Here is a 22,146-nt window from a genome sequence, read left to right as displayed (position 1 = left end):
CTTAATAATCCCGTAATAGATTTCTACCATAAAAAATCTCATTCATTTCACGAGACAGTTTATTGATAATTTCATACTTAGTTTCATATTCTAAATCTTGCTCTGATATGCCAAATAAATAGTTATCTATATCAAACTCTTTTAATCGGCAACGGGTATGAAATATATTTTGTTTATATTCATTTACATCTATTAAATCATATTTCTGTAAAATATCTTTATTTAAATAATCCTGAATAGAATTTATGTCATGATCAATAAATAACTTATTACCTGCAATGTCTCTAGTAAATCCTCTTACTCGATAATCTAAAGTCATAATATCGGGTGCAAAACTCTTAACTAAAAAATCTAGTGCTCTTAATGGGGATATTTTACCACATGTTGAAACATCAATATCTGCTCTAAAGGTACACACTCCCTCATCGGGATGATACTCTGGATAAGTATGAACTGTAATATGACTTTTATCTAAATGAGCTGCGATTGATTTTGTTAAGGAAGCACTTTCTACTTTTCCTTCGCAAACCAAAATAGTTACACTGGCTCCCTGAGGGGTATAATTCTGTTTAGCAATATTAAGGATATTAGCTCCAATAATATTAGATACCTCAGTTAAAATATCTGTTAATCTTTCAGCATTGTACTGCTGATCTATATATTTAATGTAGGCTTTTCTATCTTCTACTGTTTGAGCATAACAAATATCATACATATTAAAGCTTAGTGTTTTTGTTAAATTGTTAAATCCGTGTAACTTAAGTTTGTTTGCCATTTTATTATATTGACACCTCTGTTTTATTATTTTATGTTATGTCCATATACATCTAAGTCTATCTCTGCCATAGTATTAAATACTATTCCCTCATTTTCCAACATCATTCTCTGAGTCTTTCTTAGCTGATCATTTTTTATTGAAATTTTACCTAGAGAATTTACAACTCTATGCCAAGGCAAATCATATTTTTTACTCATTGAATGAAGAATACGGGCGACCTGCCTAGCTGCTCGAATATTACCACAAACTGCTGCTATTTGTCCATAGGTCATGACCCTTCCATAGGGGATTAACTTTATTGTATTAATAACATTTTTTGTAAATATAGTCATAATAGCTAAACCAAAATCTCAGTTAAGATTCTACCATCAGCCTCGGGTAATTTAGAATTTAAAATACTAGCTAAGGTAGGTGCTACATCAATTAAATTAATCTTATTTATTATTTCATTGCTAATAAACTTATAGCCACTAAATATTGTCATTGTGTAGTAATCATTTTTAAGTGGATCATAACCATGAGTAGCAAACTCTTTGGCTGTAAGTTTTACCTCTTCAATCAAGGGTTTAAGTGCTGAAGCTACAAAATGATAACCCTTTTTTGCTTCAACTATAAAGCTAAAATCCCCCACAACTCCCTTTTCTTTGGCCTGCTGTTTGTTAAAAATTGCTTCAATTCCGTATATCTCTTGTTCTTTAAGCTTGTTTAAGATATTAAATACCTTATCTTCTAAACTTTTATTATTATCATACAAATAAATTTGAGCTGAGCCACCTGCTGAATGTGCATATGCTTTACACTCAGTAACTTGTGCTTCATTGTTTAACTTTAATAAATCGTTACTTTTAAACACATTATTCAAAGATATATTTTTAGTAAAATCTAAGAAACCATGATCTCCTAAAATCACAAAGGTAGTTTTATCGAATATACCAGCATCTTTAGCAGCTTGCATTACCAATCCAACTCTTTCATTGGTACTATACAAACTCTTTAAGGCTTGTTTAGAATAAAAACCATATTTATGCCGCTCATGATCTAATTCTGAAAATGCTACCATTAATAAGTTTGGCTTATATTTTTTTAAGGTATATGCTGCTGATACTGCTGTAAAATTATCTAAATTTGGATATTTTAAACCGTCTCTTAACCATCCAAACTTTTTGTTTATCTCAATTAAAAATAATGGGGTGCCATACTTTAAGGAAAGTAATGTTTGACTTTCTTTTTTATAAGTTGGCCAGATAGGTGGACAATTATAATTAATTTTTGCACCAGCTGTTACTGGCCAAAAAAATGAACTAGTTATTAGCCCCTTTTCTCTGGCTAACTGATAAAGTGTTTTAACTTTTATATCTTTATTATAAAAAAACCATGGTACATTAGGCTGTTGTGGATTACAGGGCTTATTATCATAAATACCATGTTTATAAGGGTAAGTACCTGTAATAATAGATACATGTGAGGGATAGGTCAAAGAGGGATATACTCCAACAGCTTTTGTGGCAGTAGTGCCATTTTGCATTAATTCCGAAAAATAAGACATTTTCTTGATGCTCTCATAGTCTTTAGCGTTTAATGCATCAATAGAAATTAAAACTAAATAACTATCTTTTAAATTCTTGTTATGTAAAGTATTGTTCATAATAATCCTTCTCACTTTTAAGATATTTATAGTTTATCTTTTTTAAACAACAAACTCAAATTGCAGTGTTAAGCATGTTAACTATATAAACTATTTTTATTTATAATTTTAGTATAAATTAAATAGGAGGAAATTATGAAAAACGAAGTTAGTATTAAAAAAATAAAAGAAGACGCTGAGTCCTTATTTAGAAAAGGTAATTTTTACTGCTCAGAGGCAGTAGTTAGCTCTATTAAAAGTAATTTTAATTTAGATATGCCTGATGAAATGAAAACTGTAAGTTAAAATAAGGAGCAATAATTCAAACACGAACTATTGCTCCTTAATATTTATTTATTAATTTCAGCTTTTACTTCTTTTTTGACCTTACCCATTGATATCTTTTTATTTTCAGCACCTATAGCAACAAATCCTTTTGCTAAGTCTTCAGTTGTTTTTTCTAGAACTCTAAAAAACTCTTCCATAGCAAATTGATACTTAGGATCATCATCATCATTACCAAAAACTTTAATAATCATTCTCTCTAACATTTGATCCATATCCCAGAGTTTAACATGTATTAATTCATGAATGATAACTTCTTCAAAGTTAAGTGATTTAGGGTTAAAATCATTAAGCATTAAAATCGCACATTTATTATCTTCGTCTATTTTAATATCGCCAGTTTTTCGCCACTCTTTTTCTACAAAATACAACTCCATATCCCAATCTTGTAACCTTAAAACTGACTGCCATTTTCTGAACGTCTTTTCAGCCCAAGTTCTATCTATTTTCATTTTTTCTCCTTTAAATCAATTTCAAGTGATACCGGGCAATGGTCACTGCCCATTATATCCGCATGTATTTTGGAATCTATTATTTTATCTGCTATTTGATTAGAAACTACAAAATAATCTATACGCCACCCTGCATTTCTGTCTCGTGCTTTTCTCATATACGACCACCAAGAATATGCACCATCTAAATCAGGGTATAATTTTCTAAAACTATCTGTATAACCACAATCTAATAATGTAGTGAATTTTTCACGCTCTTCGTCTGTAAAACCAGCATTTTTACGATTTGTTTTAGGGTTTTTTAAATCTATTTCTTTATGAGCCACGTTTAAATCTCCACACACAATAACTGGTTTAATTTTTTCTAAGGCACAAATATACTCTGCAAAAGCATCCTCCCAAGTCATTCTATACTTTAGGCGAGCTAATTCACGTTGCGAATTAGGAGTATATACAGTTATCATATAAAAATTCTCGAACTCTAGAGTTATGACTCTACCTTCTTGATCGTGCTCATGAATACCAATACCTTTTGTAATAGAAAGAGCAGTAAGTTTTGAGAATATAGCTGTACCAGAATAACCTTTTTTTACAGCATAGTTCCAATATTGCTCATAACCATCTAATTCGAGCTCTATTTGTCCCTCCTGTAGTTTTGATTCTTGTATGCAAAAAATATCGGCATCTATCTCTTTAAAAAAGTCTAAGAATCCCTTTTTAACACAGGCTCTTAAACCATTAACATTCCATGATACTAATTTCATTTTTTTATCTCCTTTCTATTATATTTAAATTTTCTTATGAAAATTTCTTTATTATTTAATAATAAAAACTACTAACAACTTAATATGTTTTATTATAACACAGCAGTTAGTAGTGAAGATATTTTATTAAGATACATAATTTTATATTAACTTAACAACTCTTTTTAATATCATAAGTTTTATTAATAATCGTTAATTACTATACTATCCCCACCAATTATTCTAATTACATGATCTAGCTCATTCTGCATATAAGCTATAACATCATCTTTAGTACAATGCATTGGGTAAAGCTCTTCAATCTCTTCATTTCTCAATCTATCAACAGTTTCCTTTGTTATTCCATCTACTGTTAAGAGGTGAAAACCACCAAGTATTGCTCTAAATTTATTAACTCCAGTTATTTTTTTGGCGTAGTCAATTATATTTAGTATTCCTGAATGTGAACAGCCAGTTATTAGTACATTAGACTTTTCACCTTTAATAACAATTGCTGAATCACTTAAAACAAAGTCTTCCTCACCCTCTGCAGTTAAAAAATGGGTTACCCTTCCTTCGAACTCGTTAAGTCTGGGTATTTGCCCTAGGTAAAACATATTTGTAGAAATTTCTAAAGGCTCTGTAGTTAACTTCACCTTATATTTATTTAGCAATTCTTTTTTAGTAAGAGGTATACCTATATAACCATTATCTCTTTTCCGGTAGGTTGGTTCTAAGCTGTTGGGATGAGTAATAATAGTTTTATTCTCTAAGTAACTTAAACCATTGCTATGATCATAATGAGCATGACTTAAAATTATTGTGTCTACTTCATCTACACTAAAACCTATCTTTTCAGCATTATGTAAAAACATATCTGAGGCACCTACATCAAATAAATATTTTTGTGAATTGTATTCAATTCCTATACATAAGCCATGTTCACACTCAAAAACATTATTAGCTTTATTCTCAGCAATTAAGTATATTTTCATCTAATCCCACCTAACTATAATGGTTGGCAACTATCACAGTAGTAAATTGATCCACCTAAATAACTTGCCTTCTTTATAATATTACCACAAGCAGGGCAAGCTTGATTGACATTCTTTCGACCCATTATAACGTTATATCTACCTTTTTCGCCAAATATATCTTTTTCACTATCTCTGCCGCCTAAGTTTGTCATTTTTGCTATAGTGGATTTTATTGACTTAAACAATAATTCTTTATCAACATTAGTTAAGGTATTAATTTTTCGTTTAGGGTGCAACTGTGCAGCAAACAAAATATCTTGTAAACAGCCATTTCCTAAACCAGGTATACGTTGTTCTGTTGCAATAAATGCTTTTGTAGAAATTGTTTGTTTTACATCATTAAACAAATTTAAGAAGTATTTTAAGGTAAAATGATTACTTATAGGAGAGGGTTTCTCTTGAGCCATTTTGTAATAGATGTTATCAAAAGATCCCTTTTCAAAGGCAAAAATACCACCATACATTTGAATAGTGCAGTATAAATATGTATCATCACAAAACTTGATTAATAATTGATGCTTCTTAGGAATATTACTTATTTTCTCTGTATACCTTATATTAACTCCTTCACATAAATCAAGAATTATATCCTCTGCATTAACGTCTATTCTACTGCCATGTACTTGAACACTCTTTATTGTTTTACCAACTAGCCTGGGTTTATACTCTATAGGGTCTCCATAAAACCAAGCAAACTTATGTGGGCTACTATTTGCTATAACATCACATATTCTTTTGTTTACTATTGTCTCTTTTAACTGCTTTGCAATAACTAAAGCTTCTGGTATCTCAATCAATGGTTTCACCTCTGGTATTAATTTTTTAGTTGAATAAAAATAAAAACAACTGGTAATAAAATTAAAGCAGAAAATGCTAAAGCAAAACTTACAGAAATTTTCAGGGCAATAAACCCAATGATAGGCCCACCTAAAATTTGCCCAAATGCATCGAATTGGCTAATAGTTGAAAGCACAGTTGCTCTCACACTAGATTCTATATGCTGATTAATAAAAGCACTAAGTATTGGTCTATTAACTTTTCTCAACACCTTAATACTCCATACAGCAAGAACTCCTAAATAAAAATTAGTAACGAAAGCAAATGTCAATATACTAATTACTAAAAGAGCATTTAAAACTATTATCATATTAATTTGCTGACTATTATTGCTATCTAGTAATTTATTTTTTATTTTACTCGTAATAAAAATCATTATCAACATAGAACATATATTTATAATACCAAACCATAACACTGGTTTTAGATTAAAAATTAGGGGTAGTTTTATATTATTTAAAAAATGCATATTCCACAAACGGTCAATACCTTCGCTATACAAACCATAAAATAGAGTTATAATTATTGATAACAATAAAACTCTTTTTTGTTTAATAAACTGTAAGCCTTTAATAAAGGTAACATATAAAGACCTGTAACTTTCTCTATTTTCATTTAATAAAGGTACAAAGTTAGCTTCTTGTAGAAAATATATATGATGTAGCACTAACACAATAAAAATTAATCCGCCACATACAATAGGTAACTGCAATGAAACATAGCCTAAAAGCATACTTGCTATAATGCCTAATAGAGCTGCTAATTGGCTAAACTGAGCACCAGTTAAAAACAAATGCTGAACATTATCAACGCCAACCTCGTCAGTAATCCATGCTTCTACTGCACCACTTAAAAATGTAGCTCCAATTCCCCAAAGTATTTGTGATATTATCACTGTAAAAAATAAAGGTATTGCTCCTTCTATAATAAAGCCTAAACCGGTTAAAATGAGGCCTATAATTATAGATAATTTTCTACTATAGATATCTGCCACAATACCTGTTGGTACCTCAAACAAAAAATAAGATATCTCTAGTACAGTCCCTACCATTACAAGCTGTAGTGGATTTAATCCTATTTTATCAATATAATAAATGCTAGTAACAGAAAAAATCATTGAAAAAGCAAAAGAGGTAAAAAATCTGTGTCTAAAATATATTTTTTTTGAATTGTTAGTCATTAGAACACCTCCTAAACAATCATAAATCATATTTCTGGAGATTCTGTTCCTAATTTGCTATTTTCAGTTGATATGTTTTAGGAGTAGTCTGATATTACTTCATTATATTCTAAGTAATAAGATAACAGTTTGTCTTATTAAAAATCATACTTTTAATGGTATATAAATATCCATTACAGTATCAGTTCTAAAATGACATCTTTCATCATACATCTCAAAATCATATTTTGTGGTATCTAACTCATAATTATTGTTTAGGAGCCAACTTTTAAAAATATATTGCCAAGTTTCTCTAATACAATCCGAAAAATCCTGTTTAGCAGTTAAAATATTTTTACTTGTGTCGATAGGAGGGGTAGTAAATACAGCATAGGTAGCTTCAGGGATTTCAAAGGTTACCATTGTAGGGGTTACATTAATAAAATCTTTAACTATTACAGCTAAAACATACCTCAACGTACCGTCATTTTTATCACTTGGTATACATATCCCTACCTCGCCATGTTTGAGTGGATTTAGAGTTTTATATAACTCACATTCCCAGCCTTCTGTCGAGAATTTACTCCAAAAAGCCTGTATGTCTTTGTTATATCTTTCACTTGCAATGTTTGTTTCTATACCAAACCCTGCAATTTTAAATGCAGGTCTCTCGATAATATTAGTTTCAATAAGAGGATTTACGATATATGAACTCGTTGATTGTTTAAAGCTATTGATATTATCAATCAATTTTTTTGGGCTTAAGCCATATTCCTTATTAAAACTTTTAGTAAATCCACTATGAGTTTTAAATCCATAATCTAATGCTATGTCAATAACTCTCATACCTTTTCCCAACTTTGACCTAGCTAAGGATAATCTTCTTATTCTTATATAATTCATGACACTTACACCTAAACAACTTTTAAACAATCGACAAAAATGGTATAAGGAATAACCCGCATTGTTGGCAACTACACGGGCTGTTAATTCTTCATTAATATGCTTTTCAATAAACTCTATGCTATTTTTAATAACTAAACTATAATTCAAATTGTAGCTCCTTATGTGACAAATAATTCTAGCTTTAATTTAGTAAAAACCAACATCTGAAAACAAAATTACTCACTATAATTATTTTTAATTGATATAATAATTGCTTTTGCAGCTTTCTTTCCTGCACCCATTGCCGATATAACAGTGGCAGCACCCGTAACAGCATCCCCCCCAGCATAAACATTTTTTATTGAGGTTAACTGGTTATTATTTATAACTATTCCACCCCATTTATTTGTTTTTAATCCTTTATTATTTTTTATTATTAAGGGGTTAGGGGTTTGTCCTACAGCTATAACAACTGTATCAACTTTAAGCGTAAAATTACTATTATTAATAACGATTGGTCTTCTTCTACCTGAACTATCTGGTTCACCCAGTTCCATCTTTAAACACTCTAAAGACTGTACTTTGTTTTCACCATGAACAGCAATCGGTTGACTCAACACCATAAACTCAATATCTTCTTCTATAGCATGTTCAACCTCTTCCAACCTAGCAGGTAGCTCTTTCATACCACGTCTATAAACAATAGATACATGCTTTGCTCCGAGCCTTTTAGCCACTCTTGCTACATCTAAAGCTACATTACCTCCACCTATCACAGCAATTTGTGAGGGAATTTTAATTGGTGTTTTATAATGTGGAAAAAGCCTTGCATTCATTAAATTTACTCTAGTTAAAAACTCATTGGCAGAGAAAACCCCATTTAGATTTTCTCCAGGGATTCCCATAAAACGCGGTAATCCTGCTCCAGAGCCAATAAAAACTGCTTTATAGCCTTGCTGCATTAAGTCTTCAATAGTTAGTGATTTGCCTATTACAACATTCTTTTCAAAACAAACTCCTAGCTGTTTTAGTTGCTGAATCTCTTGATTAAGAATCTCTTTAGGTAGCCTAAACTCAGGAATTCCATATCTTAAAACACCACCAAAATCATGTAATGCCTCAAACACTACCGGTTTAATGTTGTTTTTTACTAGTTCAGCAGCACAGGCTAAGCCAGCAGGACCAGAACCTACTATTGCAACTTTATGGGCTGTATTAAGCTGGGTTACTTGGCTCTTATTTATTAAGCCCCAGTCACCTATAAACCTCTCTAGTCTGCCAATTGCCACAGGCTCACCATTTTTGCCTCTTACACAGTTTGCCTCACACTGTTTTTCTTGTGGGCAAACCCTACCACAAATAGCGGGTAAAGAGTTTTCACTAATAATTTGAGTATGGGCATCTCTGTATCTTTTTTCTTTAATACTAGTTATAAATAGGGGTATGGGTACATTTACTGGGCAGCCTTGTACACAAGGCATAGCTTTACATAATAAACATCTATTGGCCTCAATTAAAGCCTCTTCTTCATTAAAGCCTAACGCTACCTCACAAAATGTACTTATTCGTTCCTTTTTAGCCAATAGTCTCATCTTAACTTTTTTATTTTTGCTCATTTTCTCTTAGTCCTTTTGCCTGCAATTTACAGACATGCTCTTCTTCCTGATAAAAGCTATGTCGCGATATACATTCATCAAAATCCACTAAAAAACCATCAAAATCTGGTCCATCTACACAAGCAAATTTTGTTTCTCCATTAACTGTAACTCTACATCCACCGCACATGCCTGTACCATCAATCATAATGGGGTTTAATGAAACACTAGTTTTTATGTTTAACGGCTTGGTTATCTCCACTACTGCTTTCATCATTGCTAAGGGACCAATAGCTATAACTTCATCGTAGCTTTCACTTATAAGCAGTTGCTTTAAGATATCTGTTACAAAACCTTTTACACCACTTGTCCCATCATTGGTTGCTATATAATGGTTTTGGCTAAGTTCTTGTAGCTCACTATGCAATATAATTTGCTCTTTTGATCTGGCTCCAATAATGCTATCTACTTGCACACCCTGTTTAGCTAAGTGCTTTAATTGAGGGTAGAGAGGTGCAACACCAACACCTCCACCTATACCTAAAACCTTTTTAATCTTATTAAACTTTTTGGGCATACCTAGTGGACCAACAAAATCTTCTATATATTGACCAGCATCTTTTTGACTTAGCATTGTTGTTGTGTAACCTACTACTTGGTAAATAATTGTTACACTCTGTTTTTCACGATTAAAATCAGCAATTGTTAAGGGAATTCTTTCTCCCTCTTTATTTACTCTTAAAATAACAAACTGACCAGGCTCACACCTTTTTGCAACATAGGGGGCCTCAATTATCATTTTTTCGATATTATTATTTAATTTTTCTTTTTTTAGTATTTTATACATTTTTAACTCCTGAATAAACGCCCTTTATTTATAACACTATTTTTTTATTACCCTATATATAACTCTTAAATTAAACAAGAGGCTGTCATACTAAATGTAGTTGACAGCTCTGTTCTATAGTCTTTAATTAATATAGCATATTTTATTATAATTCAAATTCTTTTGCTACTGTTTTCACTGCCTTCTCTTTATCTACAGTATTGATAGTAAATGAAATTCTTATTTCAGATGTTGTAACCTGTTTAAACATAATATTGTTATCTGAAAAAACCTTAAACATTTTGGCAGCAACACCAGCCTGACTCCTCATGCCAATGCCAACTACAGATAACTTACTTATATCTTCTTCAATTTCAATCTCTACTTCGGGCAATGATTTTTTGAAATCATTTAAAATAGCCACTATAGTTTCTTTATCTGACTTAGGAGCTGTAAAAGATATATTAATATATCCTTTTAATGGAGCAGTTTGGCTTATCATATCAACATTTACTTCATTGTTAGCTAAAACCTCAAATAAATGAGAGACATTAGAAACATCAAATTTTACTTTGTTAATGGTAACCATCATATCATTGTCACTCACTGAAAGACCTGTAATCGCTTTACTCTCCATTGTTTTATCAAACTCCTTTATATACGTACCTAATTTATCATTACTACTATTTGCAACATAAATTGGTATTTTATATTTTTGACCAATCTCTACTGATCTAGTATGCATTACACCAGCACCTAAGCTTGCCATTTCTAACATCTCTTCGTAGCTAATATAATCAAGTTTTTTGGCATTAGCATGTAGTCGAGGGTCAACAGTATATATACCATCTACATCAGTATATATCTCACATACACAACCCAATTTGGCAGCTAAAGCTACTGCAGAGGTATCCGATCCACCTCTACCTAAGGTTGTAATACTTCCTGTTTCATTTATACCCTGAAATCCAGCCACTACTACAATTTTATCATTATCTAAATGTTTTTTTATATTTTCTATTTTTATATCTAGTATACGAGATTTCATATGAGAGCCCTCAGTCATTATTCCAGCTTGAAATCCAGTAAGTGAAACTGAATCATGACCCAGCTCTTTTAAAGCTATAGCTAAAAGTGCTATAGATATCTGTTCTCCAGCAGACATTAACATATCCATATCTCTTTTATCTGGATTTTTAGAAATTTCCTTTGCTAAGTTTATTAAAGAGTTGGTTGTTTTACCCATGGCTGAAACTACTACAACTACCTTTTTACCTAACTGTTTTTGAGCAACAATTTTATGGGCTATATTCTTTATTTTTTCTGTTGTGCCCACTGATGTGCCACCATATTTTTGAACAACTACATTCATTTATATCACCTACATTATAGATAGTTTATAATAATTCTATATTAGTTTGCCCTTATCCCTTTTCTTCACAATAAAATTATTTCTAAACATTCTACCACTCTTTAGTACAAAAATGAATACTATAGTCAATACTTTATTATAATTTAAAGATTAAACCTCTACCAATAAGTTCAACAGCTCCTAAATACTTGCAAAAGTCATCTAGAGCCTGCTCTATTGCCTCTTTTAAAGTCTTTGATAAGCGCACATTTTTTTGCCACCACCAGTTTAAAATCACAAGCTGTTTGCTTTTTTTATTAAATCTTGGTTCGAATCTGGCAACAAACTTATCTCCATATAATACAGGTAACACATAATATCCGTACTTCCTTTTAGCTGCTGGTGTATAAACCTCCCATGTATATTCAAAATTAAACAGTTCATTAATTAGCTTTCTATCCCACATTAAGTTATCTAAGGGTGCAATAAAAGATACTTTTTTTTGCTTTGGAAAACTACTAATTATATTATTGAAAATATTGTAATATTCTGTGGGTAAATAAAAATTGTACTTAATAGACTCAACCTCAACTTCTGTGAGTATAATTTGCTGTTTAAGTGAGTTAAAGGCTTTATTTCTAATGCCACTTTTTAAGTTGTGAATACCAAGCCAAGCATCACTTGCTCTGTTCCATAATAAACCTATAGACTTAAGCCTCCTCAATACGTACCACTCAAAATACTGCTCATCACTCTCATAAACATGAGTTACTAGATGCTCTTTAGCTATTACATTTTCAGCCAAATCATAATACTTTCTGGTACCAACCTTATGATGAACAACAATCTCTCCTCTAACAAATAAGTACTCTAATACAGCTCTGGCAAGTTTAGCACTTCCCCAAAACCACTTTACTTTGTCGCTAATATCTAAGTCTATTGAGCAAATAGGGCCCTTGTCTTTTATAACTTGTTTAACTTGGTCTACAGCATTTTTAACTTGTGAATTATTGTACTTAGTTCTATTAACATACGACATTTCTCTTACTCTACTAAAGTAAGCCCACTCATCTCTACTGTAAATAGACATGCATTTATCCCAACCATCTACTAATAACTTATCTTCATAAAGTAAATTATAGAGCATTTGAGGGTGATAGTTTTTTACTCGTGATTGCAAGACTAAATTCGGATTATACCCTACTGTGTTTAAAGGATCATATTGAATACAACCTACCTTTTTTATAAAGCTCATAATATCTTGCTTATATTTTAGTGACCTCGGCTTAGCTAAATTTTGATACCATAACAAATACTTAAGAGCTTCTTTTTTACTTATTTTCATATGATTATTCTCCTAATAGCTTGAGATTAGCTTATTTAAGTAATATAATTATACCATAAAACCAAATGTATGTTTGCTAGGAGGTAATTTTTTGTATAAAGAGTTAAAACAAAATTTTAATGATAATCAGCGTAAGTTAAGACCCTTGTTAAAAAAGAAAAGTACATTTTTAGAGGCACAAGAACTCTGTTTAACACAGCACAGCCTTGTACACTCATCGTTACTTAAAAATAAAGAAACTACTACCTTATTTGATTTAGTTATTGAAAATATTAATCAAGATTGTTTTAGAAATCTACAAGACAAAGATAAAAGAACAATTGTTTTTCACATTTGGCATTGCACTAGAATTGAAGATATAACAGTAAATATACTGATTAATAATAGTAAACAAGTTATAAATAGTGATAACTGGAGCAAAAAGCTAGGTACTCAGTTTGCAGATACTGGCAATTCTATGACAAGTGAACAAATACTAAAATTGAGTCAAGAGTTAAATATTGAACAACTTTTAAACTATAGATTAGAGGTAGCAAAAGTTACCCAAAATACTATAAAAAAATTAAAACAAGAAGATTTAAAACAAACCTTTACCGAGGACCAAAAGAATAGAATTATATCTGAAGGAGCAGTATTAAGTCATGAAAAGGCCATTTGGCTAATTGATTTTTGGGGCAAAAAGAACGTTGCTGGTATTCTACTAATGCCAGTTACTCGACATCATGTACTACATATTAATGCCAGCATGCATCTATTAACAAAATGCAATAAATACATAGCCAAAAAACTTTAATATTTGTTTTAAGTATAAGTACCTAGCCATTGGTATATCATACTAATAATAAACTAAAGGAGATATATTATGGAAGTTATATGTGCATGTTTTGACGTTACAAAAAACCAAATTATTGAGGCTATAAACAATGGAGCTAGCACAGTTGATGAAGTTGGAGAAGTAACAAATGCGGGAACTGGTTGTGGAGCATGCAGAGATGAAATACAGAATATAATCAATAGTCTGAAATCAAAATAAATATTTTCTAGAAAAAAGAGCATTTATTGCAGTGAACCCAAAACTCTAACAAAAATATTTAACTATTATATAGATGATTCCTGTACCAACAGGAGTCATCTTGCTATTTAAATTAATACGTTTATTATTTTAATAACTATAGGTATCTTAGTTACTCTATTTCCATATTTTTAAAGTATACATTACTAAACACCTTACATCTAAAAAATATACAAAAGAAACCCAAACTAATGTTTAAAACGAGGGCTACAGATGGAGCAACTTAAATTAATAATAGAATCTATAAACGACTTCGCTTGGGGCGGATTTATGATTGTCCTGTTAGTAGGAACAGGCATTGTTTTATCTATTGGTACAAGACTAGTTCAGTTTAGAAAGTTACGATATGCTTTTAAATTATTATTTATGAAGAGTAATAATAATAATGGAGATATCACTGCATTTCAAGCTTTGATGACCTCTTTAGCAGCAACCATTGGTACAGGAAATATTGCTGGTGTTTCTACTGCAATTGCCTCAGGTGGTCCTGGAGCAGTTTTTTGGATGTGGGTAACTGCAGCTTTTGGTGGTGCAACTAAGTTTAGCGAAGCACTTTTAGCTATTAAGTATCGTATAACAAACGAAAAAGGTGAAAAATCTGGTGGACCTATGTATTATATAAAATACGGTTTTAAGGATGTTTATAGATTACATTTTGGTTGGTTAGGTTGGCTATTTGCCTTATTTGGGTTTTTAGCTTCATTTGGAATAGGTAGCATGGTTCAATCAAACTCTGTAGCTGAGTCATTAAATACCTCTTTCGGCATAAGCCCCTATATTACAGGTATAGTAGTAGCACTAATAACAGCTTTAGTAATTCTAGGTGGAATTAAGAGTATTGCTAATGTCACAGATAAAATTGTACCTACTATGGCTATTTTATATATTTCAGCATCATTATATGTGCTTTTTTTACGATTTAGTTTAATTCCTGAGGCTTTTAATATGATTTTCTGCAATGCCTTTTCTGCAAGAGCAGTTTCTGGTGGTTTTATTGGAACTGTAGTTCGTTATGGGGTAGCAAGAGGAGTATTCTCTAATGAAGCAGGTTTAGGTAGTGCTGCAATAGTTCATGCAGCTTCAAAAATCAATAACCCTGTAAAACAGGGGATTATTGGCACATTAGGCTCGTTTATAGATACCTTATTAATCTGTACAATGACTGCTTTAGTGATTTTAGTATCTGGATTAATAACTTTTGACGCTAGTGGTAAGATGTTTATTGCTGATAACCTAACAGGAGCAGCTTTAACTACCAGAGCCTTTAGTACTGCAATACCAGGTTATGGATCTATTATGGTGTCGGTTGGTTTAGTATTTTTTGCCTTTTCTACTATTTTAGGTTGGTATTATTATGGATCAAAGTGTTTAGAATTTATAGCTGGAGTAAAAATAATTTGGCTTTATAAGATAGTTTTCATAATATTATGCTGGTCAGGATCATGGTTGTCACTAGATTTAGTGTGGAACATTGCAGATACTTTTAATGGACTAATGGCAATACCTAATTTAATAGGGCTGCTGGCACTAAGTCCAATAATATTTAAAATGACCTATAAATTTGATAAAAAGAAAAGGTTCTTTAAGTAATATTATTATTATAATTATAATCAAAAACTTAATTTAGTTGCTTAGTGCTAATCAATACAATCATTTAGATAAGAAATGACCTTAAATACTGCTAAGGTCATTTTTTACTAACTTATAGTAGGTATTTTTTTATCTTTTATTATTTCTAATAACCAGTCTCTTTCAAAAGGTATATTATCATACAACCTTTCTACAGCTACTATTCTAAAAACATTCACAATTTCAGTCTCATTTATACTATAACTACCATTATTTATATAGTAATTATAATACGTTTCTGCTATTTCTTTTTGTATTTTATTAACAATGTTTACAGGTTTATTAAGATAGCTTGGTATAGATGGAGATAACAACATTAAATAAGAGCGTGCTACATCTAATAAAGGATATCCTTTATAAGCCCCTAACCAGTCGATTACTATTAACTCTTCATTGTTTCTCATAATATTGTCAAAGTGAAAATCGCTATGGCATAAGGTATCTTCATTAGGTAGTGTATTTGCAACCTCTATTAATTCATTTTTAACATAATCGCTCAATAATTGTTGTCTTAGAATCTTATTTTTAAACCTACTCAAACCATCAGGCAGGCTTGCAGCCTTACAGCTATGTATGCTTAAGTGTAGTTTTGCCATTAACTCACCGTAGTTGTGTATTGATTTACTATTATCAAATATTGTTGAAGTAAGTGTTGTGCCATCAACTTTGTCATAAACAATACCCATTCTTTGATTTACTGACTCTATTGAATAAGCTTTAGGTGCAGAAATATTTAAATCATTGATTATTTTGTTTATTGAAAATTCCTGTTCAATATATTTAATATCAAAATCGTTATTAAACAGTTTAATGACTCTACCTAATCCATAGTTATATACCTCTGCGCATCTACCTTTTCCAACTAATTCCCCTAAAAGTTTATGATTCATTGTTTAATACTCTCCTTTAAACCATTTAATACTTTTGATTCATTATAACAACATAATATTAAAATTAAGTTAAATTATTGTTAAAGTCATATATACATAAAAAAGTTGCTTAGCAAAATAAATATTGTGCTAAGCAACTTATTTATATAATTAATTCTTTTAGTATTAAAAAAATATTATTTCACAAACTTATCAATTGCATTATTTAAACTCTCTAGAGATTTTGTATCTTTATTATTAACAGCCTCTACAATACAATGATTAATATGATCTTTTAAAATTATTTTGCCAACATTATTCATAGCAGATTTTATTGCAGCAATCTGAATTAAAATGTCACTGCAACTAGCACCTTCAATGTACATTCTCTTTACCGCCTCTGTATGGCCAATTAAGCGTGAGAATCTGTTAATTACTTGCTTTCTACTAGGGTGATTATTGACTTGAGAATTCTCTATAATAAAATCACAATCTTTTTTGTTTTCCATAACATCTACCTCAAATACTTTATTCTTCATGTACCAAAATTTTAGTGATATTAAGACTATTAAGCTAAATAGTTACCAATTCTTCGTCTCATTAATTTTACAGCGAAAACTTACTGAATGCAAATACTTATATCCGCATTATAATTAAGCTACAAGTATACTCAGTTTAACTACTATAAATATTTTATTTGATTTTTACCATTTTTTTTAGATTGTAATAAAGCTTTATCTGCTCTACTTAACATAGTAATAGCTGTATCACCGCTTAAATATTCAGATATACCTACACTAATAGTTATATTGTAATTAGCTATACTCTCTATTTTTTTACAATTCTTTCTAAACTTATTCATTTTCACTATTACATCACTTAAAGTTCTTTCAAATATTATTGCAAACTCATCTCCACCCCATCGAGCAATAATTGCCTCTTCTTTAAATGTATCCATAGTATAATTTGCAATAGCTTTAAGTAACTCATCTCCCACTAAATGGCTGTAACTATCGTTTATTTCTTTAAAATTATCTATATCAAACAAAACTAAAGAACATGGTATATCATTTAACCTAGCATTCTTGATAGTCTGATGTAACTTATAATCAAAACTTCTTCTATTATACAGACTAGTTAACATATCTGTTGTTGCTAGATGGGTTAACTCTTTTTGAGATTTATTGACGAGTTTTATATTAATAGTTATAACTGCGATAAAAACTAAAACCGTTAAAAAAATTTGAATAAAAACTTGGGTATGTAAAGCACTAACCAGTTCAGACGTATCCTTAATATTTATTAAGTACCAATCTAATTCTTCTATATACCTTGTGATAACAAAGCTATTTAACTTAGTTTGCGTAGGTTTAAATGCTTGTAATGAAGTCTTCTTATTAATTATTCTAGTTTTTAAATTTTGCAAATTATAGTGTTTAAAAATATTCTCTTTTTCAATTTTGCTTAAGTTAGTATGCACCTGTATTAATCCATTTGCATCAACCAAAAAAGCCTCTACGTTAAGTGATTTTTTGTAATGCTTAAACATTGAGCTAAGCTGAGTCATTTTCAATCCGACACCAGTAACCCCTAATAATTCTCCATTGTCTCCAACAATTTTACAGTTTACAAATACAGTTAAATCATTTTTACTTGCTTGATCATTATCTACATCTAAAGCATACTGTATATCTTTTTTCACAAAATCATAATACCAAACATCATGTTTATCTTCTAAAGATATTATCTTATGTACACCTTTATGGTTATAATATTTGTTAGTAATATTGGAAACATAGAATACAGATGAGTAATTATATTTTTTTCTTATACCTTTTAAATAACTTGCTATTTTCTTCGTATTAACTTCGTTATCAATTTGAATCCAGTCTTTTAAAAACTCATCGTTTGCCATTGTTAAAGAAACAAACAAGGGTTTAATAAGCTCTGTTGATATTTGATCACTTATATTTGAGGATGTTAATTTAGTTATATTCTCTATATCTTGATTTATTACATTGCTATATATTTTATAATCAACCACACCTATAACAAATGATCCCATAAATATAATAATACAAAAAGATAATAATAACTTAGCATTATTTTTCTTCAATTTCTTCACCATTTCAATCTTTATTATAATATACCAAGACTATTATACTTTTTGTATTACATTAACACAACAATACTATTCAGTTGGATAAAAATTATAACTATTACCTAGTTTTTACTATATCTATATTTTATGATTTGTACTAATAAAGTGGCAAGCAAAAATACTAACCATGCTGTTCTATAGGTTTTAAACAAATATCCAATTACAAAAAATATTATAGTAGCACTACTATAAATTATAGAAGTTAAGGTTTGTAATTTTGGGTCATCTTCACAATTACTATGTTCAGCTGGAGATTTATAGATAATAATACCTGTTGCAATTCCGATAATTGTAAAGAATAATGAAAATTTAGCTATTGAACTATTGAATAAAAAAAAGCTTATAGGTGAAATAACAAATAATGCAATAGCTACTGCTATCCATAATTTATGGTTATTTTCTATTTCACTGCTTTTTTTAAAACTTTTAAAATTACTTATTGGTTCTTTATTGCTATCTTTGTTTTTTTCAAACACAGAGTTAGCCATTTCACTTCCTCTATTTCCTTTTAGCAATTCATCTACCGTTACATTAAAAATTTTAGCTAATTCCATTAAAATTGAAATATCAGGTAAATTTTCTCCACGCTCCCATTTAGAAACTGCCTGATTAGTTATGCCTAATTTCTCTGCTAAATCTCTTTGTGTTAAGTTTTTCTCTTTTCTTAATTTAGCAATAAATCGTCCAACACTGTATTGGTCCATTTTGCAACACCACCTTGGTTTAATGGTATATTAAAGTGCAATAAAATACAATGACGGCCATGTTTAAAAAATAAACCTAAGGTTTATTTTGTTGTAACTACAATCTCTATCAACACCAAATTTCTAGCTGTAAATCATTCTAAATACAATGCTTTTAAAACTTATCGAACTAATTTTTTTAGTAATAAATCATAGTTTTATGGTTTAAACCTACAAAAAAATATATATAACAGATTACGTTCCCACAATGCAGGTCTTATAAATTCTTAACAAACTACTTTTATGAATAATAAACAAACTATCAACCTTTAAATATAATCTTAAAGGTTAATAGTTTTGTTTTTAGTGTTTATGTTAGCAATGAGCACTTCTCATGATAGCTAAAATCACATACAAAACAAAGTTTACACACTTGCTTTCTTTTCCTACAGAAATCATACTGCTACATCTAAAACATTTTATTTTTTAATTATTTTCTTTTTTTCTTAACTCTACTAAAATACAATGCTCGTTTATTATATTAAGTTTTAGCTCATTAGCTTTATTAATAACATCTTTATTAAAGCTACCAGGTTGAAACCAAACATTTTTTATTTTTAACTCATTAATTGTATCTAACACTTTCATAGATATTTTAGGATTAACTACCATATTTACGCATTTAACTACCTTTGGTAATTCTTTTAATCCTTTATAACACTTTATTGATTCAATTTCTTCACAGCCAGGATTAATAGCATATACTTCATAATTATGCTGTTGAAGTTTTTTAAATATCTTATAACCATATCTATCCTTTTTGTCAGATGCCCCTATAACAGCCCATTCTTTATGTTGTAACATTACTTCGAGTAAATTTTCCATATACTTTCTCCTTATTGTAATGGTGATACTAATCTTGCAGTGGCTTCTAAAAATTTACGATACCATTTTCGTGTTCTAAATGTTTCCAATTCTATTTCTTGGCTATGATTAATGTCTTTGTTAAAGTCCTTCTCTAGTATTTTTATAACCTCTACATCATATAAAAATGCATTTACTTCAAAATTAATTTGAAATGATCTTACATCAAAATTAGCTGTACCTACAGAAGCACAATTACCATCTACTATAATAAGTTTTGAATGAACAAAACCATTGTGATATTGATAAACCTTCACTCCAGCCTCTAATAACTCTTCTATATTATCTTGGGTAGCCCAGTAAACAAAAAAGTGATCTGGTTTATTTGGGATAATAATTCGCACATCAATACCACTTAGCGCTGCTGTTTTTAAACCCATCATTATACCATCATCTGGAACAAAATAAGGGGTTGTTATCCATATACTTTTTTTTGCACAATTAATCATAGTGAAATATGCCTGATGAATAGCAAACCAATCAGAATCAGGTCCTGAAGATGTTATTTGAATCATACTACTGCCATACTCTTTATTTATAGGCAAATACTGCTTTGTTTCACTAATGTTTTCTTTAGAAACAAAGGCCCAATCATTTAAAAATATGCGCTGTAGACCTTGAACAGCTTCTCCTTGTATTTTAAGATGGGTATCTCTCCAAAATCCTAGGCGCTTTTTTCCAAGGTACTCATCTCCAATGTTTAGACCACCTACGTATCCTATGCTACCGTCAATTACCAATATTTTTCGATGATTACGGTAATTAAGCTCTTCTGAAAGGATAGGAAGCAATACTGGAAAAAAAGCATAGGTTTCTACACCAGCATCCTCTAAATCTCTTACATACTTCTTACCAAGATGCCAGCATCCTACTGAGTCATACATTAACCTCACTTCAAGCCCTTCCTGAGCTTTTTTTATTAAAATATCTTTTATTTTATTGCCAATATTGTCATTTTTAATGATAAAATACTCTAAATGAATATGGTGTTTGGCATTTTCAAGGTCTTTTATCATTTCAGGAAATTTTTCTTTACCATTTGTTAATACTTTTACGGAATTATTTACTGTAAAGAGTGCCTCTGAATTTTTTAGCAACAAGTTAATTAACTTATTATTTAATAGCTTGTCACTAGGAAATATATCTACTTCACTAAAAATATCTGATTGATATTGCACAAAATAATTCATTCTTTCTTTATCACTCTTCTGCTTTTGTTTTACTCTACGTCTTTTAAATGTATTTCTTCCTAAAAGTATGTATAATATAAAACCTAACCATGGTACAGCAAATAGTACTAATAACCAGGCCCAAGTTCTAGATGGATTGCGGTTTTCAAAGAAAATGAATAAAGCGATGAGTATTATATTAAACCAAAAAATAAAACTAAACGACTTAGCAATAGACCTATATAAATCTGTTTCTAAAAAGTTTACATTATATAATGAAAATAATATTGCTACCAGCAATACTATCGCAATTGCTGTACCTAATATTATTAATATCTTTCTAGTTACCTTTTTCATTTTGCAACTCCTTATACTAATAATTCTATATTTATCTTTTTTTTATCTAAAATTATTGGTAACTTTATTTATATCATAACACATCTATAAGTTTCAATATAAAACACCTTAAAATACTATTATATTTTACTAAGCAGAGATTTCTACTACATATATTTCCCTATGGCAAGATAAATATAATATCTGTTATTTAGTAAATAAAACATATAAACTAAGGGGTTGTCGGGAAATACAATCCTAAAAAGCAACAATACTCGAAAGAGTAGAGTTGCTTATTTTAATATGAAAAGAAAAAAGATGGTCAA

At 30.0% G+C, this 22,146-nt stretch carries 23 protein-coding genes; 4 read left to right on the top strand and 19 right to left on the bottom strand.

All coding sequences use genetic code 11. The features are described 5' to 3' along the window. Window position 1: 1 nt before the first annotated feature. Genes speD through IMX26_RS01450 form a run of 3 tightly spaced genes read right to left on the bottom strand, consistent with a single transcriptional unit; the run spans window position 2 to window position 2,423 of the window. Window positions 2-775 carry an adenosylmethionine decarboxylase gene (gene speD / locus IMX26_RS01460; RefSeq protein ID WP_195159952.1) on the bottom strand — a complete coding sequence of 258 codons (774 nt, stop codon included), beginning with the start codon at window positions 773-775 and terminating at the stop codon, window positions 2-4. A 26-nt stretch (window positions 776-801) separates the two neighbouring features. Then, window positions 802-1,110 (bottom strand): MGMT family protein, encoded by a 309-nt coding sequence (locus IMX26_RS01455; RefSeq protein WP_195159951.1) that lies wholly within the window; start codon window positions 1,108-1,110, stop codon window positions 802-804. Between the two features lie 5 nt (window positions 1,111-1,115). After that, entirely contained in the window at window positions 1,116-2,423 is a 1,308-nt protein-coding gene (locus tag IMX26_RS01450) for an ectonucleotide pyrophosphatase/phosphodiesterase (RefSeq protein ID WP_195159950.1), read from the bottom strand. Window positions 2,424-2,558: 135 nt separating this feature from the next. Here IMX26_RS01450 and IMX26_RS01445 point away from each other — a divergent pair, with 135 nt between their 5' ends. Further along, window positions 2,559-2,708 carry a hypothetical protein gene (locus IMX26_RS01445; protein WP_195159949.1) on the top strand — a complete coding sequence of 50 codons (150 nt, stop codon included), beginning with the start codon at window positions 2,559-2,561 and terminating at the stop codon, window positions 2,706-2,708. A 44-nt stretch (window positions 2,709-2,752) separates the two neighbouring features. Here the strand turns inward: IMX26_RS01445 and IMX26_RS01440 are convergent, their stop codons facing one another. The 10 genes from IMX26_RS01440 to IMX26_RS01395 form a co-directional block, all read right to left on the bottom strand. Continuing rightward, complete coding sequence (locus tag IMX26_RS01440; RefSeq protein ID WP_195159948.1) at window positions 2,753-3,199, bottom strand: hypothetical protein; 447 nt, start codon at window positions 3,197-3,199, stop codon at window positions 2,753-2,755. Beyond that, window positions 3,196-3,963: an exodeoxyribonuclease III gene (locus IMX26_RS01435; RefSeq protein WP_195159947.1), complete on the bottom strand. Its 768-nt coding sequence runs from the start codon at window positions 3,961-3,963 to the stop codon at window positions 3,196-3,198. Before IMX26_RS01435 ends, IMX26_RS01440 begins: the two co-directional genes overlap by 4 nt. Before the next feature lie 182 nt (window positions 3,964-4,145). Beyond that, window positions 4,146-4,937, bottom strand: coding sequence for an MBL fold metallo-hydrolase (locus IMX26_RS01430; protein WP_195159946.1), 792 nt, complete (start codon window positions 4,935-4,937; stop codon window positions 4,146-4,148). Between the two features lie 14 nt (window positions 4,938-4,951). Then, window positions 4,952-5,785, bottom strand: a complete 834-nt coding sequence (locus IMX26_RS01425; protein WP_243259282.1) for an endonuclease VIII — start codon at window positions 5,783-5,785, stop codon at window positions 4,952-4,954. 8 nt (window positions 5,786-5,793) lie between these two features. Further along, window positions 5,794-6,996, bottom strand: coding sequence for an MFS transporter (locus IMX26_RS01420; RefSeq protein ID WP_195159944.1), 1,203 nt, complete (start codon window positions 6,994-6,996; stop codon window positions 5,794-5,796). Between the two features lie 144 nt (window positions 6,997-7,140). Then, window positions 7,141-8,028: an AraC family transcriptional regulator gene (locus IMX26_RS01415; protein WP_195159943.1), complete on the bottom strand. Its 888-nt coding sequence runs from the start codon at window positions 8,026-8,028 to the stop codon at window positions 7,141-7,143. Between the two features lie 68 nt (window positions 8,029-8,096). Beyond that, window positions 8,097-9,476: an NADPH-dependent glutamate synthase gene (gltA, locus tag IMX26_RS01410; RefSeq protein WP_195159942.1), complete on the bottom strand. Its 1,380-nt coding sequence runs from the start codon at window positions 9,474-9,476 to the stop codon at window positions 8,097-8,099. After that, window positions 9,463-10,302, bottom strand: a complete 840-nt coding sequence (locus IMX26_RS01405) for a sulfide/dihydroorotate dehydrogenase-like FAD/NAD-binding protein (RefSeq protein WP_195159941.1) — start codon at window positions 10,300-10,302, stop codon at window positions 9,463-9,465. The genes gltA and IMX26_RS01405 overlap by 14 nt, the downstream gene beginning before the upstream one ends. Before the next feature lie 145 nt (window positions 10,303-10,447). Continuing rightward, complete coding sequence (locus tag IMX26_RS01400) at window positions 10,448-11,653, bottom strand: aspartate kinase (RefSeq protein WP_195159940.1); 1,206 nt, start codon at window positions 11,651-11,653, stop codon at window positions 10,448-10,450. Between the two features lie 136 nt (window positions 11,654-11,789). Next, a complete protein-coding gene (locus IMX26_RS01395) occupies window positions 11,790-12,977 on the bottom strand; it encodes a crosslink repair DNA glycosylase YcaQ family protein (RefSeq protein WP_195159939.1) in 1,188 nt (395 codons plus the stop codon). 91 nt (window positions 12,978-13,068) lie between these two features. Between IMX26_RS01395 and IMX26_RS01390 the strand changes: the two genes are divergently transcribed. The 3 genes from IMX26_RS01390 (at window position 13,069) to IMX26_RS01380 (ending at window position 15,639) form a co-directional block, all read left to right on the top strand. Further along, window positions 13,069-13,770, top strand: a complete 702-nt coding sequence (locus IMX26_RS01390) for a DinB family protein (RefSeq protein ID WP_195159938.1) — start codon at window positions 13,069-13,071, stop codon at window positions 13,768-13,770. Window positions 13,771-13,839: 69 nt separating this feature from the next. Further along, a complete protein-coding gene (locus tag IMX26_RS01385; protein WP_195159937.1) occupies window positions 13,840-14,010 on the top strand; it encodes a (2Fe-2S)-binding protein in 171 nt (56 codons plus the stop codon). 252 nt (window positions 14,011-14,262) lie between these two features. Further along, window positions 14,263-15,639: a sodium:alanine symporter family protein gene (locus IMX26_RS01380; RefSeq protein WP_195159936.1), complete on the top strand. Its 1,377-nt coding sequence runs from the start codon at window positions 14,263-14,265 to the stop codon at window positions 15,637-15,639. Between the two features lie 107 nt (window positions 15,640-15,746). Here the strand turns inward: IMX26_RS01380 and IMX26_RS01375 are convergent, their stop codons facing one another. The 6 genes from IMX26_RS01375 to cls form a co-directional block, all read right to left on the bottom strand. Next, window positions 15,747-16,568 (bottom strand): aminoglycoside phosphotransferase family protein, encoded by an 822-nt coding sequence (locus tag IMX26_RS01375; RefSeq protein WP_195159935.1) that lies wholly within the window; start codon window positions 16,566-16,568, stop codon window positions 15,747-15,749. 176 nt (window positions 16,569-16,744) lie between these two features. Further along, the gene (locus IMX26_RS01370) at window positions 16,745-17,086 is read right to left on the bottom strand and encodes a metal-sensing transcriptional repressor (protein WP_347707885.1); all 342 of its coding nucleotides are present in this window, start codon (window positions 17,084-17,086) and stop codon (window positions 16,745-16,747) included. A gap of 143 nt (window positions 17,087-17,229) precedes the next feature. Then, entirely contained in the window at window positions 17,230-18,663 is a 1,434-nt protein-coding gene (locus tag IMX26_RS01365) for a sensor domain-containing diguanylate cyclase (protein ID WP_195159934.1), read from the bottom strand. Window positions 18,664-18,770: 107 nt separating this feature from the next. Then, window positions 18,771-19,412 carry a helix-turn-helix transcriptional regulator gene (locus tag IMX26_RS01360; protein ID WP_195159933.1) on the bottom strand — a complete coding sequence of 214 codons (642 nt, stop codon included), beginning with the start codon at window positions 19,410-19,412 and terminating at the stop codon, window positions 18,771-18,773. Between the two features lie 465 nt (window positions 19,413-19,877). Beyond that, window positions 19,878-20,276 (bottom strand): CoA-binding protein, encoded by a 399-nt coding sequence (locus tag IMX26_RS01355; RefSeq protein WP_195159932.1) that lies wholly within the window; start codon window positions 20,274-20,276, stop codon window positions 19,878-19,880. Window positions 20,277-20,287: 11 nt separating this feature from the next. Further along, complete coding sequence (gene cls / locus IMX26_RS01350; protein WP_195159931.1) at window positions 20,288-21,841, bottom strand: cardiolipin synthase; 1,554 nt, start codon at window positions 21,839-21,841, stop codon at window positions 20,288-20,290. Window positions 21,842-22,146: the final 305 nt, after the last annotated feature.

Source organism: Clostridium sp. 'deep sea', from assembly GCF_014931565.1.
Lineage (GTDB): Bacteria > Bacillota > UBA994 > PWPR01 > PWPR01.
The sequence above is the reverse complement of the archived record's forward strand: the minus strand, read 5'-3'. Positions and strand labels throughout refer to the sequence as shown.

What these genes read in the sequence shown, in the direction of transcription:
- speD (WP_195159952.1), bottom strand. Translation starts at nt 775, where the DNA reads ATGGCAAACAAACTTAAGTTACACGGATTTAACAATTTAACAAAAACA.
- cls (WP_195159931.1), bottom strand. Translation starts at nt 21,841, where the DNA reads ATGAAAAAGGTAACTAGAAAGATATTAATAATATTAGGTACAGCAATT.
- IMX26_RS01375 (WP_195159935.1), bottom strand. Translation starts at nt 16,568, where the DNA reads ATGAATCATAAACTTTTAGGGGAATTAGTTGGAAAAGGTAGATGCGCA.
- gltA (WP_195159942.1), bottom strand. Translation starts at nt 9,476, where the DNA reads ATGAGCAAAAATAAAAAAGTTAAGATGAGACTATTGGCTAAAAAGGAA.
- IMX26_RS01445 (WP_195159949.1), top strand. Translation starts at nt 2,559, where the DNA reads ATGAAAAACGAAGTTAGTATTAAAAAAATAAAAGAAGACGCTGAGTCC.
- IMX26_RS01450 (WP_195159950.1), bottom strand. Translation starts at nt 2,423, where the DNA reads ATGAACAATACTTTACATAACAAGAATTTAAAAGATAGTTATTTAGTT.
- IMX26_RS01380 (WP_195159936.1), top strand. Translation starts at nt 14,263, where the DNA reads ATGGAGCAACTTAAATTAATAATAGAATCTATAAACGACTTCGCTTGG.
- IMX26_RS01355 (WP_195159932.1), bottom strand. Translation starts at nt 20,276, where the DNA reads ATGGAAAATTTACTCGAAGTAATGTTACAACATAAAGAATGGGCTGTT.
- IMX26_RS01400 (WP_195159940.1), bottom strand. Translation starts at nt 11,653, where the DNA reads ATGAATGTAGTTGTTCAAAAATATGGTGGCACATCAGTGGGCACAACA.
- IMX26_RS01430 (WP_195159946.1), bottom strand. Translation starts at nt 4,937, where the DNA reads ATGAAAATATACTTAATTGCTGAGAATAAAGCTAATAATGTTTTTGAG.
- IMX26_RS01370 (WP_347707885.1), bottom strand. Translation starts at nt 17,086, where the DNA reads ATGAAGAATAAAGTATTTGAGGTAGATGTTATGGAAAACAAAAAAGAT.
- IMX26_RS01435 (WP_195159947.1), bottom strand. Translation starts at nt 3,963, where the DNA reads ATGAAATTAGTATCATGGAATGTTAATGGTTTAAGAGCCTGTGTTAAA.
- IMX26_RS01395 (WP_195159939.1), bottom strand. Translation starts at nt 12,977, where the DNA reads ATGAAAATAAGTAAAAAAGAAGCTCTTAAGTATTTGTTATGGTATCAA.
- IMX26_RS01440 (WP_195159948.1), bottom strand. Translation starts at nt 3,199, where the DNA reads ATGAAAATAGATAGAACTTGGGCTGAAAAGACGTTCAGAAAATGGCAG.
- IMX26_RS01405 (WP_195159941.1), bottom strand. Translation starts at nt 10,302, where the DNA reads ATGTATAAAATACTAAAAAAAGAAAAATTAAATAATAATATCGAAAAA.
- IMX26_RS01420 (WP_195159944.1), bottom strand. Translation starts at nt 6,996, where the DNA reads ATGACTAACAATTCAAAAAAAATATATTTTAGACACAGATTTTTTACC.
- IMX26_RS01385 (WP_195159937.1), top strand. Translation starts at nt 13,840, where the DNA reads ATGGAAGTTATATGTGCATGTTTTGACGTTACAAAAAACCAAATTATT.
- IMX26_RS01360 (WP_195159933.1), bottom strand. Translation starts at nt 19,412, where the DNA reads ATGGACCAATACAGTGTTGGACGATTTATTGCTAAATTAAGAAAAGAG.
- IMX26_RS01455 (WP_195159951.1), bottom strand. Translation starts at nt 1,110, where the DNA reads ATGACTATATTTACAAAAAATGTTATTAATACAATAAAGTTAATCCCC.